The organism is Streptomyces kronopolitis (assembly GCF_050953795.1).
Taxonomy (GTDB): Bacteria; Actinomycetota; Actinomycetes; order Streptomycetales; family Streptomycetaceae; genus Streptomyces; species Streptomyces kronopolitis_A.
The window spans coordinates 5,713,678-5,726,584 of sequence record NZ_CP191850.1 but is presented as its reverse complement, the minus strand read 5'-3'; the positions used below and the strand labels follow the sequence as shown (position 1 = coordinate 5,726,584).

The following is a 12,907-nucleotide window of genomic DNA, read 5'->3' as shown; positions in this document are numbered from 1 at the left end:
TGACCAGACCCGTGCCGTCCATCGCGATCCGTTTGACCTGCTCGCGCGAGCCCCGGAAGACAACTTGGCGGAAGAGGGGTGCGGTGGCGTTGTACAGATGGACCGTGGCGCGGTGGGCGCCGCGCAGGGACTCGACCGTCCGCTCGATGAGTTCCTCGCGGGCCTGGGTGAGCACGGACACCGTCACGTCCTCGGGGATCACCCCCTCCTCGATGATCGACCGCACGAACGCGTAGTCCGTCGCGCCGGAGCACGGAAAACCGACCTCGATCTCCTTGAATCCCGTGCGCACCAGCAGATCGAACATGGCCCGCTTGCGCGCCGGCGACATCGGGTCGATCAAGGCCTGGTTGCCGTCCCGCAGATCGGTCGACAGCCAGCGCGGGGCGGCCGTGATCCGCTTGCCGGGCCACGTGCGGTCGGGGAGGACGACCTGCTCGTACGGGCGGTAGCGGTGAGCCGGCATGGGCATGGGTCAGCTCCCGTCCCCGGCCGGGGGTATGGCCAGCGCCGCCCACGTGCGGTGCGGGACCCGCAGCTCCGCGCCGGGGAAGCGCTCGCTCAGCGTGCACGCCAACTCGGCGTCGAAGCGCTCTACCCCCTCTGGTGGCAGGCTCGCCCCCACCCCGGCGCTGGCCCGCATCCGCCCCCGCCACGCCTCGGGCGTGTACGGGACCTCCACGTCGAAGGAGAAGGTCTCGATGCCGGTGAACCCGGCCACGGCCAGATCGGTCAGCCAGCGCGGATACAGCCCCGTACTGCCATAAAGCGTCCAGGCGGGGTTGGCCTCCCGGACGAGCCGCTCGGTCGCCTCCACCAAGTTGCCGGGCAGCGGCAGCATATCGAAGTGGGCGATGACCACATGGCCGCCGGGGCGCAGCAGACGTCGGGCCTCGCGCGCGGCGCGTGCGGCGTCGAACCAGTGCCAGCACTGGCCGGCGGCGACCACGTCGAAGGACGCGTCAGGCAGCCCAGTGTCCTCGGCCGACGCCGCCCTGTAGGCGGTGCCCAGCCCTTCCCGGGCGTCGAGCTGCGCGGCCTGCGCCAGCAGCGCCTCGGACCGGTCGAGCCCGGTCACCTCGGCGCCGGCCCGCGCGAACAGCCGCCCCAAGGCTCCGGTGCCGGCGCCGAGGTCAAGCACCCGCTGCCCGGACAGTCCGATGCCGCGGCGGTGCAGCCGGTGCATCAGCTCTGCCGGAAAGCCCGCGCGGTGGGCCGCGTAGTCCGCGGCGGTCAGCCCGAACTCGGGCGAAAGCTTGTCGGTCACGTGGGTCGGTCTCCTTCGGTCTGGGCGGGACCACGTCACAGGTAGGCGCGGGCGTGGACGAGGGCCAGCTCGGCGAGTTCGCCCTCGGCTTCCAAGCCGGCGACGGCAGGGCGAGGGGTCCGTCGGGTCACCGTGCAGCACCACTGCACCAAGGGGCCGCGGACCACGTCCGTGCTGTCCTCGTCCCCGAAGTGGTAGCGGGTGCCGTCGGCCCCGGTGAGCTCCAGCCGCAGGGTGCGTCCCTGCGGCCAGCGCTGCCGGGCCAGGGCGAAGCCGTAGCGCAAGGTGGCCAGGCCGAGCGTCGCGATGTGGCGGAGCCGGGGTGTCTCGGTGACGGTACGGCTCAGTGCGTCGGCCACGTCGAGGCCGTGGGCCCAGTGCTCCATGAGCCGGGCCGCGGCGAAGGACCGGCCCGGCATCCCCAGACCCCAGGCGACCCGCGCGGTGGGACCCTGGACGGCGAGCAGGTCCGCCGTGCGGTCGGCGTTCTGGGCCCACCGGGCGATGAGGGCCATCGGCACCAGGTCCTGGCCGGCCCGGCATCCGGCGGCGGTGAACTCCTCCGGCGTACGGAACCCCTCAAGGGCCCGGCCGAACGCGCGCGGCCCGTCGAGCAGGGTGTCGGCCGCCACCTCTTCGGTGTCCGCCAAGTGTGCCACCTGGTCGCGGATCGTCCAGCCCGCTGCGGCCGACGGCCGCTCCCAGTCGGCCTCGCCCACGCAGGACAGCAGGGCCGCGAACGCCCGGTGTTCCTCGCGCAGGTCGAGCAGCTCGCCCGTCCAGGCCGCGCGGGCGGACGCGGCTCCCCTGAGAACTTCTCGTCGCATAGCCTTCCATTTCACGTCGAAGGCCGCGGCAGCGGGCTGTGCGCCGTGGCGGCCATCGGTCAACGCCCGAGGAGCGCGCCGCCGTTGCTGTTGAGGAACTCGCCAGTGATGTAGCCGGCCTCGGGTGAGGCGAGGAAGGCGACGGCCGCGGCGATGTCGTCCGGCTCGCCGACCCGGCCGACCAGGGTCTGTGCACGCCGCCGTGCGAGCTCCTCCTCCCCGGCAGGCGCGCCGAAGAATTCGGTCCCCGCCACGTACCCGGGCACGACGACGTTCGCAGTGATCCCCGCCGGGCCCAGCTGCGTGGCCAGAGAGTGGTTCCAGGCCAACAGGGCTGCCTTCACCGCGCCGTAGGATCCGTTGCCGCGCTGGGCCGCGAGGGAACTGAGGGTGACAACCCGGCCGCCGGGTCGCGCGAGGCGGGGCAGCAGGGCCTCGGTGAGCAGGACGGCCGGCAGAATGTTGTTGTCGAAGTCCCGCCGCCAGCGCTCGGCGACCTCCTTCAGACCGCCCTGCCGCACGGGTGTACCGCGCCCGCCGGCGTTGTTCACCAGCACGTCCACGCGCTCCGGCAGCTCGTCCAGCTTCCGCTCGACCTCGTCCGGCGCGGACAGGTCCACGACCACGGTGCGGACGGGACGGTCGCCACCGATCTCCCGGGCCGCGGCTGCCAGGACCTCCGCCCGCCGGCCCGCGATCGTCACCCGGTCGCCCTGGCGGGCGAACCACGTCGCGATCGCCTTCCCGATGCCGGTTCCGCCGCCACTGACCACTACCACACGTTCCACGCTGCCCATCAGGCCCTCCAGGCTCTCTCGTCGATCATGACACCGCCACCCTGCCACGGGAGCCGTCCACCTCGACCACGACGTCCAATGGCAGTGCGGCCAGAGCCTGTTCACCCACTCCGGTCACACAGGGGAGGCCCAACTCACGGGCGAGGATGGCGGCGTGGCAGAGCATGCTCCCGACGGCGGTCACCAGGCCCGCGGCCTCGGTCATGAGCGGCACCCACTCGGGGCCCGTCTCACGCGTGACGAGGATCGAGCCCGGCTCCCAGCCGGGCTCGTCCGGCCCCCGTAGCCGGACCGCCCGGCCCCGGGCCGTGCCCTGGGAGGCGGCGACCCCGGTCAGCACCAGGCCGGTGGCCTCGGTGCCGGGAGCCGGCACATCGGGCCGGCCGAGCTCGCGGGTGACCGGGCGGCACTGCACCCACACCAGGCCGGTCTCCAGGACGGCGAACTCCAGGTCGGCCGGCTGACCGAGCAGGACCTGGACGGCCAGGCAGGCGGCGCCGACCGGCCGGCCGGCCGTCCACCTCCAGCGGCGGGTGTGGGCCCTGACCGGCGCGTTCGTGACTTTCCGCGCGGTCAGGGCCTTGCCTGCTTACGCGGCGGAAAGTCCCTGGAATCGCCCTGGGACAGGCTTGAACGTCCCTGAAAAGTCCCCGGGATGTCCCCGGCCGGCGAGGGCCTCAAGGGGAGCCATCCACCTATTGCGGTAGGCGGAACAGCTCCCGGGCAAGACCTCCATCAGCCCAACTGCTCCCCGTCCCCGCGGGGTTGTGCCCCTGCTAGGCAGGCGCGCAGACCAAAGCTGAGCCGCTTTCAGGATGCGCACTCCTACCCATTGCGAGACCGTCAGCAGTCGTGCCGCCTGGTGCCACGTGGGGCCGCCTCGTGACATTTTACCTGATCAGAGCATGTGCACTGGGCTGGTCCATGCGAGAACATCACCCGCGGCACCCACCTGGACACGCGGCCGCTGGACCTCGGTGCCCTCGCCACGCCGCCGACTACGGCGAGGCGGCCTGGGTGTGGAGGCGACGGCGGGTGGTCGCAATCGAGAGGCGGATGGAGGCGTCAAGTGCGGTGACCCGGAACAGAGTTGGTGCGCGCTGCGTGAGCGTGCGGGACCGGGTCATTTTCCGTTCATGCTGCAACCATCTCGGTTTTGTTGCTGTCTTTCTCTGCAGCGTCTCTTCCGTCCCACCGGGCCCACGGCTCAGAGGGACGGGTCCGAGGGGCGACCGGTGTGTGACTCATTGGAGGATTTGTGCGTAACCGAACCAGGAGCATGGTGGCAGGTGCTCTGGGCGCCGCCGTGGTCGCGGCCGTGGCCGGCGGCGCCATGGCAGCGCCGACGGACGGCAACGGGCGGGGCCAGGACCAGCCCTCCGCGAGTGCCGTCGAGCGGAGCGAGGTCACCCAGGGCGACCTCGACGGCGACGGCCACGCCGACCTCGGCGTGGGAGCGCCCGAGGGCGCCGTCTCCGGCAAGTCCAAAGCGGGCTATGTGGGCGTGACATATGGCGCCAAGGGTGGCGTCGACACCACGCGGCACAGCACGCTGACGCAGGCCAGTCCGGGCGTGCCCGGCACCCCGGAGGCCAAGGACGGCTTCGGCTCGACCGTGGTGCGCGGCGACGTGGACGGGGACGGTTACGCCGACCTGGTCGTCGCCGCGAACAACGAGGCCATCGGCAGCACCACGCAGGCCGGTTCCGTCACGATCGTCTTCGGCTCCAAGAGCGGCCTGTCCCGCGACGCCATCGCCTTCCACGCGCCGAAGGTCACCGCCAACGCGCACTTCGGCGACCGGATAGCCGTGGGCGACCACAACAAGGACGGCCTCAGCGACCTCGCCATCTCCGACGGCACGAAGGTGCAGCTCGTCAAGGGCGCGAAGAACCTGCGGCAGACCGCGACCCCGAAGATGACCGGTGTCACCCCGCCCGGCGGCGGCGTCAGCGTCGAACACCTGGCCTCCGGCGACATCAACGGGGACGGTTACGCCGATCTCGTCACCGTCGCCTCCGAGGACTCGCCCTCCGACGAGGGCACGCTCGGCGTGCTGCCCGGCTCGTCCGGGGGCCTGAAGAGCACGCCGCTGGGCAAGGACATCCCGCTGCCGTTCGCGCAGTACCGCCCCGTGGTCGGTGACATCAACGGCGACGGGAAGGACGACGTCGTCACGGACACCGGCTTCTCGGACGGTCCGCAGGAGCAGAAGCTGCGCACCTACCCCGGCACCGCCGGCGGGCTCGACTCCGCCAAGCCGGTGGACTGGAAGGGCAAGGCGCAGGAGGGCGAGGCCATCGGGCTCGCCGACTTCGACGGCGACGGCCACGACGACCTGGTGGTCAGCAACACCGGCGCCGAGGCGCCCGGGGGCTACAACAACGCCGGTGCCGTCAACGTGCTCAAGGGCACCGCGAACTGGCTGACCGACGCGGGGGCGCAGACCTTCTCGCTCGACACCGAGGGCGTCCCTGGCTCCATGGAGGGCAACGACAAGTTCGGTACGTCCGTCTCGCCGGCCGACTACAACGGTGACGGCAAGGCGGACCTGGCCGTGGGCATCCCGAACCGCACCGAGGGTGCCGGCGCGGTGGCCCTGCTGTACGCGGGCACCGACGGACTGAGCGCCAAGGGCTCGTCCCTCATCACCCCTGGTGACCTGGGCGCCCCGGCGACGAAGGGCCACTTCGGCACGGAGCTGACGAACCCGGCGAAGTAGGCACGCACGCCGGGGCCTGTTCGGCGGATCATGTGCCTGTCGGCCGGTGGGGCATGCACGCCGACCTGCTCGACATCCGCTCCCCGCACCCGCGGGGCCGGTCCCGCACCGATCAGGTGACGAACAGGGTTGGCATGGTCCGTTGCTCGATGCACCGAGCGACCCCCACCACCCGAAGCGTCGGAGGCAGGGGCTCTGCAACGGTTGACCGGCATCGGGTGCTGAGGTCGGCGGCCTCGACCAGGGCGTAGGTGCGTTTGAGTGCTGGTCGGGGCCGTCCCGATCGGATGGTGAGGCCCCCGGGGCGCACGGGAACACCCCCGGGCCCCGCCCGCGTTCAGGTCCGGTGGGTGGCGATCCAGGCGGCTACCTGGGCGCGGGAGGTGAAGCCCATCTTGGTCAGGATGCGGTCCACGTGGCCTTCCGCGGTGCGGCGGGAGATGGTCAGGCGGGCGGCGATGTCCTTGTTGGTCAGGCCCTCGGCGAGGAGGTCGGCGACCTCTCGTTCGCGGGGGGTCAGGGGCGCGGACGCTTCCTGGGCGGGTGGCGGGGTGGGCGCGGAGTCGTGCAGGGCGTAGGTGACGGCTTGTTCGAGGGTGAGGGCGCGGCCGGCCCGGGTGGTGGCCTCGAAGGTGGCGGCGTCCAGTTCCTTGCGCAGGCGGGACTCGAACTTCTGGTGGCCCGTCTGGAGATGGCCCAGTCCGGTGAGGGTGGAGCCGGCGACCTGCCATGCGGCGTCGGCCGCGCCCAGCAGCGTCGCGGCGCGTGCGAAGAGTCCCGCGGCGGCCGCGCACCACCCCAGGACCTCCAGGCACTGGGCCACTCCGCACTGGTCGTAGGACAGCGGCTTGTCGCGCAGTGCCTGGCGCACCAGCGTGCCCGCCCGCGGATAGAGCCCGCGGCGGTAGTGGTCCAGGCCCAGGGCCCACAGCGCGTGGGTGCGCGACCAGGCGGCGCCGTGCTCGTCGCACAGCGCCAGGAACCGCTCGGCGTAGCGGGTGGCTTCCGGGTCGTCGACGTTGACGCAGGCGCTCGTGAGCATGCAGGCGGCGACGGCGGCGCTGCCGGCGTCCCCGGCGGCCCGGTGCCGGGTGAAGGCCTCGTCCAGCAGCGCGATCGCGCGGGGGAAGTCCGCCTGGAAGAGGGCCACGAGCCCGTCGAGGTGCACCGCGCCCCGGGCCAACTCCTGCTGTGCTCCCAGGACTTCCGCCGTGGCGCGGTACTCCTCCAGCCGGCTGCGCGCGGCGCCGATGTCTCCCTGGAGCACGGTCACCAGCCCGTCGACGAAGAGCGCCGCGGCCCGCGGGAAGCTGGGCCCGTCGTCGAGCGCGAGGGCGCCGCCCAGCCATCGGCGGCCCTCGTGGAAGGATCCGTAGCCGAGCGGATGGCTCCACAGGGAAGCGGCCAGGCTCATCGCCGCCTCCGCCCGGTCCGGCTCGGCCGTCGTGAATGCCAGTGCCGCCTGGAGGTTGGCGTGTTCGAGGCGCAGCCGGGTGAACCAGGCCATCTGGTCCGGGCCGAACCACGCGGTTTCGGCTTCGGCGGCCATCCGGTGGTAGTAGTCGCGGTGCCGTGCACGGAGCGCGGGCTCCTCGCCCGAGGCGGCCAACTGCTCCTGCCCGTAGTGGCGCAGCGTCTCCAGCATCCCGTACCGCATGCGCGAGCCCTGCTCCTCGCAGGTCAGCACGGACTTGTCGACCAGGCCGGTGATCAGGGCCAGGATGTCGCTCCGGTCGATTCCCGCACCGGAGCAGAGCTGTTCGGCCGCTTCCAGATCGAAGCCGCCGGACAGGACGGACAGCCGCGCCCACAGCAGTCTCTCCTGGTGCGTGCACAGGTCGTGGCTCCAGTCGATCGCCGCCCGCAGGGCCCGCTGGCGCGGCGAGGCGGTCCGCGGCCCGGCGTCGAGCAGCCGGAAGCGGTCGTCGAGCCGGCTGAGGATCTGAGGCGCCGACAGGACCCGCATCCGGGCCGCCGCCAGCTCGATCGCCAGCGGCACCCCGTCCAGGCGGCGGCACATCTCCCCGGCCACGGCGGCGTTCTGTGCGGTGAGCGTGTAGTCCGGCCGTACGGCGGCGGCGCGGTCGGCGAACAGGGCCACCGCCTCGCTGTGCTCCGCGGCCGCCTCGGGGCCGGGCAACGTCATGGGCGGCACCGGGAAGACGTGCTCCCCGCTCACCGCGAGCGCCTGACGGCTCGTCGCGAGCACCACCAGCTCGGGGCTTCGGGCCAGCAGGGTCGCCACCAGCTGCGCGCAGCCGTCCAGGACGTGTTCGCAGTTGTCCAGCACCAGCAGCATCCGCCGGCCCGCCAGGTGTTCCACGAGGCGGGGCAGCGGATCGCTCAGCGCCTCGCGGCCGACCCGCAGCCGCGCCGCGACGGTCTGGGCGACCTGTTCGCCGTCGGTCAGCGCGGCCAGCTCCACCAGCCACGCCCCGCCGGGGAAGGAGCGCCGTACGTCGGCGGCCAGGCGCAGCGCCAGCCGGGTCTTCCCGATGCCGCCGGGCCCGGTCAGGGTCACCAGCCGGCCGCGCGAGAGCAGCGCCCGGGCCTCGGACAGCTCATGCCGCCGCCCGATGAACCGGGTCAGCTCAGCAGGCAGCGTGCCCGCTTCCTGCACGTGACCGCCCATGCTCCGACCCTAGCCTCCCCCGATACGGCGGGCAAACAGGTGTACGGGCCGGTATATCCGGCATACGGGGAGGGGGCGGCGCCCTTCGTGCAGCGTCCTCGGCGCCCCTCCCCCGCCGGTGACCGGGAGGGCACCACTGCGCGTGCCCACCGTCCGGCACGCGCGGGCCGCCGCGGTGGGGGCCGCTCCGGTGCCGGCCCGGCCCCCACCCGTCTCAGGCGCCGTGCTGCTTGAGGAAGTTGAGGATGAGCTGCTGCCACTCCTCGGGGCGCTCGACCATGGGCAGGTGGCCGGTGGGGATCTCCGTCAGCTCGGCACCGGGGATGCCCTCGGCGAGCCGGCGGTGCAGGGCGGGGGGCGCCATGTGGTCGGCGGTGGTGGAGATGACCAGGGTGGGCACGCGGATACCGGCGAGATCGTCGCGGACGTCGATCCGGCTGACGAGGTCGGCGTGCTCGACGGTGCCCTCGGCGATGTCGGCGGCGGCGTAGGCGACGACCTGTTCGAGCTGTTCGGCGGGCATCGCCTCCATGGCCTGGGGGCTGAGGGCGTGCGGGAAGAGGAACTCGCTCACCAGGCTGTTGTCGCCGGTGGCGGCGAGCTTGCCCCAGACCCGGACGGTGAGGGTCTGCTGGTTGTTGGGGTAGGCCATGGTGGCGCTCAGGACGAGGGCGGTGACGCGCTCGGGGTGGCGGGCGGCCGCGCGGATCGCGACCGGGCCGCCCATGGAGTAGCCGTGCACGGCGAAGGTGTCCAGGCCCTCGGCGACGGCCGCGGCGACGAGCTGGTCGGCCAGGTCGTCCAGCGAGAGCGGGGTGGTGGAGCGGGGGGTGTCGCCGCTGCCGGGGTAGTCGACGCCGACCACGGTGTGGTCGGCGGCCAGGCCTTCGAGAATCGGGCCGTAGGTGCCGGCGATGCTGCTGCCGGCACCGTGGGCCAGCGCCAGGCCCGGGCCGGAGCCGACCACGGTGCGGGCGAAGGTGGCCTCGGGGAGGGTGCGTGCGGACATCAGTGATCATTCCTTCTGGGGTTGTGGTGATCCGTGGGGCGGGGGAACCAGTCCGGCCGGGGCGTGGCGGTGAGCGGACGCGGCGGGTCCGGTGGCGTGCGCCGCCCGGCGGCGGCAACCGGAAGCCGTACGGGCCCTGTTGGTGGCCCGTCAGCGGCGGTACCCGGGCCGCCGGGCTCCGGAGACGTACTCCCGGCGAGGCCCTCGATCGCCTCGCCCGGTGCGGCCTTCGCGGCACGGCCAGGTGCCGCGGGGCGCGGCGGCTCGTTCGTCTCCGGCATGGCGAAAGCAATCCCCCTACCTCACTGGGCACTTCTGTGGTCTGCCTCCGCACGGGCGCGGAAGCAGCGGGCCCCTTCACTCTCCCGCCGCCTCGCGATCTTGGGCAGGCGAGAAATACGGGTATCGCTACCTGCTGCGTACGTACCCGTGGCGCGCGCCCACCGGCGGCGACGTCCGGTCCGGCGGCGCCGCCCCGCCGGACCGGCCGGGCGCTTCGCGGTGCGGGGCGTGCGTGGGCGGCCGACAGGTAGCGGTCCGCGCAGTCTCCGCCTTCTCGCGGCAGGGCCGGCCTCCTGGCGTGAGAGGCGTTCCCGCACTGCGCCGATCCCCCTCGGTGAGGACGAGGGGGACCACGCACCCGCAGTCCCCCGCGCTCCGGACGCCGCGGTACGCCGCCGGCGACGGCCCGCGCCCCCGCGACCGGGGTCAGGGCCGGGCCCGCACGGCCGGTGCGCCCCGGCCCGCCGCCCACACGTCGCACGGGCCGGCCCACCGGCCGGAAGCGGGGGCCGACGCGCGTCACCTCGTCCGGTCGGTGCTCGACGCCCGGCAGATCGGCGACGACGCGGCCGGTTCGGTGGTGCTCGTGGTGTCCGAGCTGGTCACGAACGCCGTGGAGCACACGCAGCCGCCGCTCGTCCTGCGCCACGCCGCGGGAACCACGCACCGGGCCCGGCAGCCGCGGCGAAATCTCACGGGGATTCCGTGATTCCCGGCCGCCCCCCGTCGGCCAGCCTTGATCCCGGAAAGCTTCACCGGCCGGCCCGCACAGCGGGTCGGACACCGATCCGAGCACGAGGTTTGAGGGTTGTGACTGACATGGTGGCGAGGGACGACATACGGGCCGACGGGCCGCGCGGGCACGCGGCGACGGCCGGGAACGAGGGCTTGCTGCGCTTCGCCCTGAAGCTGGACGGGGCGGTGTCCGGCCTCGTGGCGGCGCTCAGCCTGCTGGGCGCGCGGATGCTCGACGAGGCGCTGGGTCTCCCGGCGTGGCTGCACTGGGGACAGGGGGCGTTCCTCGCCGTCTACGCCGCGGCGCTGTGGTACGCGGCCACCCGCCCGGCGGCCGTCCGCCCGATCGCGGTCGCCGCCGTGGTGCTCAACGTCGTCTGGGCGGTGGGCTGTGGGGCACTGCTGACGGCCGGCTGGTTCGCGATCACCGGGCTGGGCATCTGCTACGTCGGCCTCATCGGCGTGGCGGTGCTGGTCTTCGCCTCTCTGCAGGTGGCCGGGCTGCGCCGGGCCGGCTGAACCGTCCCGCGCGCCCGGACCGCGGTGGCCGTGCCCTCGCACGCCACGGTCCGGGCGCGCGGGCGCACGCGTTTCCGCCGCCCGCGGGTGGCGCGGGTACGTACCCGCGCCCGCGGTGGCGGCACGGGTATTTCTCCCCTGCCCGGGCGCGCCGCCGGCCGCCACACTGGGTGCGTACACAGGTACGCATTCGTCGACAGGGGGATGGAGCCATCACCGTTTCCGAGCCGTGCGAGCGGTCCTGCCCGCACTACCGGGCCGCCCGCCGGCTGCACGACCAGGACGCGCCGCCGGAGGAGATCGCCGGGCAGCTCCTCGCCGCCGAGCCGACCGGCATCCCATGGGTCCTCAGCGTGCTGCGCGCCGCCGCCCGGGCGGCGGGGGAACGCGACGATCCCGGCGCGGCGGTCGACTACCTGCGCCGGGCCCTGCGGGAAGCACTGCCCGACGACGACCGTGCCCTCGTGCTGGGCGAGTTGGGCCGCGCCGAGGCCGGCGACCACCCGGCGGCCGCGGTCCGCCACCTCACCGAGGCCCTCGCCCTGCTCGGCGAGCGGGCCCCGCAGCGGTGGGAGCTGGTGCCGGTCCTCGCCGACGCCCTCACCCGGTGCCGGCGCGGCTGCCAGGCGGCCGAGCTGCTCGACCGCGAGGCCCGTGCGCTGGCCGGCGCCGCACCCTCCCACGGGGACCTGGCCGTGCGGCTGGACGTCCGGCGGCTGCTGACCGACCTCGACGACCGGGCGAGACGTCCGCAGGTCGACCGGACCCTGGCCGCGCTGGAGTCGGGGAGTCCGGACTCTCCCGTGGCCGTGCGGGCGGTGGCGGCCGTGCGGGCGACCCTCGCCCTCGGCACGGACGCCGACGCCGACCGGGTGGCCGCCCGGGCACGCCGCGCGCTGGCGGGCGAGCTGCCGCGGGGCGTGACGGTCGCGGCGGCCGGGCTGGCCGTGCAGGCACTGACCTGGTGCGACCGGCAGGACGAGGCGGCCGCGTTCCTCGACCGCATGGCGGCAGACCTCCCGCCGGACGCGGAGCCCGCCGCCCGGATCCTGGTGTCGATGAGCCGCAGCGCCTTCGCCTACCGCTCCGGTGACCTGCCGGCGGCGATCGACGCGGGCCGTGCCGCCCTGGGCCTGCTCGCCACCTTTCGCGGGGACGCCCGGGTGGCGCCGGCGACGGCCACCCTGGTGTGCGCGCTGGTGGAGACCGCGGACACCGACGAGGCCGCCCGGCTTCTCGCGCTGCCCGACTGCTCACGTCTCGAACCGGACCGGCAGTGGACACCCCTGCTGGAGGCCCGTGCGCGCCTCGCCCTCGCCCGGGGCCGCTACGACGAGGCGCTGGGTGATCTGCTGGAGTGCGGCCGCCGGCAGACCGCCTGGCGCCAGGACAACCCGGCCGTGCTGCCCTGGCGTTCCCTGGCGGCCCTCGCGCACCGGGCCCTGGGCGACCACGGCCCGGCGGAACGCCTCGCGCAGGAGGAACTCGACCGGGCACGGGCCTTCGGCGCGCCCCGCGCCCTGGGCGTCGCCCTGCGCGCCGCCGGTGGGGTCGCGGGCGGACCGCGCGGCCGGCGTCTGCTGGAGGAGTCCGTCGAGCTGCTGGAGCGGGCCCGGGCGCCGCTGGAGCAGGCACGCGCGCTCCTCGAACTCGCCACCGTGCGGCACGAGGCGGGGCACACCCGCCTCGCCCGCGAACTGGCCCAGCGCTGCCTCCGGCTCGCCCAGCAGTGCGCGGCGGCGGGCCTGAGCACGCAAGCCCTCGGCAGGCTGCGGGACTTCGGCGCCCGGCCGCGCACCCCGTGCACCGTCGGAGTCCGGGCCCTGACCGCGGGCGAGCGCCGGGTCGCCGTACTGGCCGCGAGCGGTCTGACGAACCGGGAGATCGCGCAGGAGCTGTTCGTCACCCGGCGCACCGTGGAGAACCACCTCACCAACGGCTTCCGCAAGCTGGGCATCGCCGGCCGCCGCCAACTCCCCGAGGCGGTCCGGAGCCTGGAGGCCGGCGGCTGATCCCGGCCGCCACCGCGGCCGGGGCCCCCGGAAACCCCCTGTGCCGGCCGCTGATCAGCACGAACCGGGGACCGACGTTAGAATTGCAGGCAGCGAAAAGAGCAT

General features: G+C 74.1%; 10 protein-coding genes and 1 pseudogene. 4 read left to right on the top strand and 7 right to left on the bottom strand.

Annotated features, from left to right (window positions below; translation table 11 throughout):
* Position 1: 1 nt before the first annotated feature.
* The 5 genes and pseudogenes from ACQP17_RS25470 to ACQP17_RS25450 all read right to left on the bottom strand — a co-directional run.
* Positions 2 to 475: pseudogene (locus ACQP17_RS25470) on the bottom strand (2-isopropylmalate synthase); the annotation flags it as partial.
* Complete coding sequence (locus tag ACQP17_RS25465; RefSeq protein ID WP_433858361.1) at positions 476 to 1,267, bottom strand: class I SAM-dependent methyltransferase; 792 nt, start codon at positions 1,265 to 1,267, stop codon at positions 476 to 478.
* A gap of 35 nt (positions 1,268 to 1,302) precedes the next feature.
* Positions 1,303 to 2,094 carry a maleylpyruvate isomerase family mycothiol-dependent enzyme gene (locus tag ACQP17_RS25460; RefSeq protein WP_433858360.1) on the bottom strand — a complete coding sequence of 264 codons (792 nt, stop codon included), beginning with the start codon at positions 2,092 to 2,094 and terminating at the stop codon, positions 1,303 to 1,305.
* A 59-nt stretch (positions 2,095 to 2,153) separates the two neighbouring features.
* Positions 2,154 to 2,891, bottom strand: coding sequence for an SDR family NAD(P)-dependent oxidoreductase (locus ACQP17_RS25455; RefSeq protein WP_433858359.1), 738 nt, complete (start codon positions 2,889 to 2,891; stop codon positions 2,154 to 2,156).
* 25 nt (positions 2,892 to 2,916) lie between these two features.
* Entirely contained in the window at positions 2,917 to 3,312 is a 396-nt protein-coding gene (locus ACQP17_RS25450) for a PEP-utilizing enzyme (RefSeq protein ID WP_433858358.1), read from the bottom strand.
* Between the two features lie 858 nt (positions 3,313 to 4,170).
* Here ACQP17_RS25450 and ACQP17_RS25445 point away from each other — a divergent pair.
* On the top strand, positions 4,171 to 5,613 hold the full coding sequence (locus ACQP17_RS25445) for an FG-GAP-like repeat-containing protein (RefSeq protein WP_433858357.1): 1,443 nt from the start codon (positions 4,171 to 4,173) through the stop codon (positions 5,611 to 5,613).
* A gap of 337 nt (positions 5,614 to 5,950) precedes the next feature.
* On the opposite strand, the gene ACQP17_RS25440 is transcribed toward ACQP17_RS25445, so the two are convergent.
* The gene (locus tag ACQP17_RS25440; RefSeq protein ID WP_433858356.1) at positions 5,951 to 8,245 is read right to left on the bottom strand and encodes an ATP-binding protein; all 2,295 of its coding nucleotides are present in this window, start codon (positions 8,243 to 8,245) and stop codon (positions 5,951 to 5,953) included.
* Positions 8,246 to 8,459: 214 nt separating this feature from the next.
* On the bottom strand, positions 8,460 to 9,254 hold the full coding sequence (locus tag ACQP17_RS25435; RefSeq protein ID WP_433858355.1) for an alpha/beta fold hydrolase: 795 nt from the start codon (positions 9,252 to 9,254) through the stop codon (positions 8,460 to 8,462).
* Between the two features lie 616 nt (positions 9,255 to 9,870).
* Between ACQP17_RS25435 and ACQP17_RS25430 the strand changes: the two genes are divergently transcribed.
* The 3 genes from ACQP17_RS25430 (at position 9,871) to ACQP17_RS25420 (ending at position 12,802) form a co-directional block, all read left to right on the top strand.
* Positions 9,871 to 10,245, top strand: a complete 375-nt coding sequence (locus ACQP17_RS25430) for an ATP-binding protein (RefSeq protein WP_433858354.1) — start codon at positions 9,871 to 9,873, stop codon at positions 10,243 to 10,245.
* A 101-nt stretch (positions 10,246 to 10,346) separates the two neighbouring features.
* Positions 10,347 to 10,790, top strand: a complete 444-nt coding sequence (locus tag ACQP17_RS25425; protein WP_433858353.1) for a hypothetical protein — start codon at positions 10,347 to 10,349, stop codon at positions 10,788 to 10,790.
* A 170-nt stretch (positions 10,791 to 10,960) separates the two neighbouring features.
* The gene (locus ACQP17_RS25420; protein WP_433858352.1) at positions 10,961 to 12,802 is read left to right on the top strand and encodes a LuxR C-terminal-related transcriptional regulator; all 1,842 of its coding nucleotides are present in this window, start codon (positions 10,961 to 10,963) and stop codon (positions 12,800 to 12,802) included.
* Positions 12,803 to 12,907 lie beyond the last annotated feature (105 nt).